The following is a 1832-nucleotide window of genomic DNA, read 5'->3' on the forward strand; positions in this document are numbered from 1 at the left end:
TTGAGACTCCCACGGCTAAAGCCGCAAGTCCTACACCTTACGGTGTGACGGATGGGATTCTTGAATGACTCAGCGTTCGCAGTCCATTTCTGTTTTGAACAGCCTTCAAGATGAGGGCATCTCATTGCCCCTCCTAAGACAGACCATATAGGTTCTTAGGCTGATTGACTGTTACCGCCAACCACAGGTGCATAACGAATATTCATTGCACCAACTTTGTCTCTGTGTGTCTCGAATCCGCATTTACACTTATATTTGCGGTCTTGTGCTTTGTTCCTTTCGGAACACTTCGGGCATGTTTGCGAAGTATAAGCAGGATTCACATATTCAACTTTAATACCAGCTAAATTTGCTTTATATTCGATGAATTGGGACAGACGATAGAATGACCAAGTGTGCAAGTTCTTTTCGTTTTTACGGCTTGTTCGTGCCGTCTGTCGGATGTTCGCTAGTCGTTCTAAGCGAATGACAGAAATGTGGTTATCTTTTGCAAAATTCACGATTGCACGACTGACCTTGTGGTCTTGGTCTTTCATATATCGCTGCTCTTTATCATCCATATTGATAATGGCATGTACCTTTTTGAGTTTGCCCAACTTCTTGCGTTTGGATTTGAAGATTCGCTTCACATATTTGTTCTGTCTGCCATTCCCAAAGAAGCGAGTCTTTCCATCGTCTGTGACCGCAACCGCAGGAACTTTCAAACCTAAATCTACCCCCATTATCTTTGTTCCTGTGCTTTCATTTGTTTGGATGGTGACAGAGATTTGGGCAACCCATTTGTTAGATTTTTTCGTGATGCGGAGCGTGCCTAACTTATGTTTTAACAACTCAAAATTCCGGTTATGCTTATCGATTAATAAAGCACGAACAGGAACTTTTTTTGCCTTGCCATCTATCATCAAGGGTAGGTGGATATGAGTGAAATCAAATGAGTAGTTTTGATTATTCCATACGCAGACTGGCTTTTGGAGAACAGGAATAACCGTGTACTTGCTTTTCTTCACTTTTGTTGTGAATACACTTTTCGCATCCTTGATAGCTTGGTTCTTTACCGCGCTCGGAAGATGACCAGGAACATCTTTTGTGGTTTTCTTGGTACTCTTCTTTTCCGTTATCATTTCAGAGACAAGGCTGTTTATCACAGAGATATACTCTTTGCCCATATCTGCCAAAATAGAAGCCTGTTCCCTTGTGGGAAGCAATTTAACTTTGACTGTGATTGTTTGTGGCACACGTTTCACCCCCTTGTCTTTTGTTCTTCTACATATCGTTTAATGGTGTCACTCGATACGTTTCCTGCGGTAGAAACAAAATACGAGCGTGTCCATAAACTTGGCAAGTGCCGAAGGTGCGGAAATTCTTCACGCAGCTTTTTAGATGTGATTCCTTTCACCTTTGCCATAATATCCGCAGGACTTAATGTTGGCAGTGCATTGAGGAATATGTGTGTATGGTCTTGATCGCACTCAAGGACGACAATGACTATTTTTAGTTCTTCACACACTTCCTGTACCAATGTCTTAAATCGTTCCTCCACCTCTGTCTTGAGAAAAATCTTTCTCCTGTACCGAGGACAAAATACAAAATGATAGTTGATTAAAGATACGGTTGTGTTAGTTCGTCTATATTGGTTCATACATATAACGTATCAGTTTGTTCACCAAACTGCAACAGATAAACAAAAAAATAAGTGAATTATTTCGGATACTTAAAGCACCACAGACCTTTCGGTTTTCAGTGGCACTCCGTATCCGACCTCACTTTCATCCCACCCCTAAAGGGGGTGGCTATCGCACCGTAGTGGGCTTTCGCGTTCGGGAAATCTGTAA

General features: G+C 41.9%; 2 protein-coding genes. Both read right to left on the reverse strand.

Features of this window, described 5'->3' with window-relative positions:
* Positions 1-155 precede the first annotated feature (155 nt).
* On the reverse strand, positions 156-1235 hold the full coding sequence (locus H540_RS0122130; protein ID WP_028402420.1) for an RNA-guided endonuclease TnpB family protein: 1080 nt from the start codon (positions 1233-1235) through the stop codon (positions 156-158).
* A 5-nt stretch (positions 1236-1240) separates the two neighbouring features.
* The gene (tnpA, locus tag H540_RS0122135) at positions 1241-1639 is read right to left on the reverse strand and encodes an IS200/IS605 family transposase (protein ID WP_028402421.1); all 399 of its coding nucleotides are present in this window, start codon (positions 1637-1639) and stop codon (positions 1241-1243) included.
* Positions 1640-1832: the final 193 nt, after the last annotated feature.

This window comes from Ectobacillus panaciterrae DSM 19096, assembly GCF_000430785.1.
Classification (GTDB): Bacteria; Bacillota; Bacilli; order Bacillales; family Bacillaceae_G; genus Ectobacillus; species Ectobacillus panaciterrae.

Coding starts and splice junctions, on each gene's coding strand:
- tnpA (WP_028402421.1), bottom strand. CDS start 1,639: ATGAACCAATATAGACGAACTAACACAACCGTATCTTTAATCAACTAT.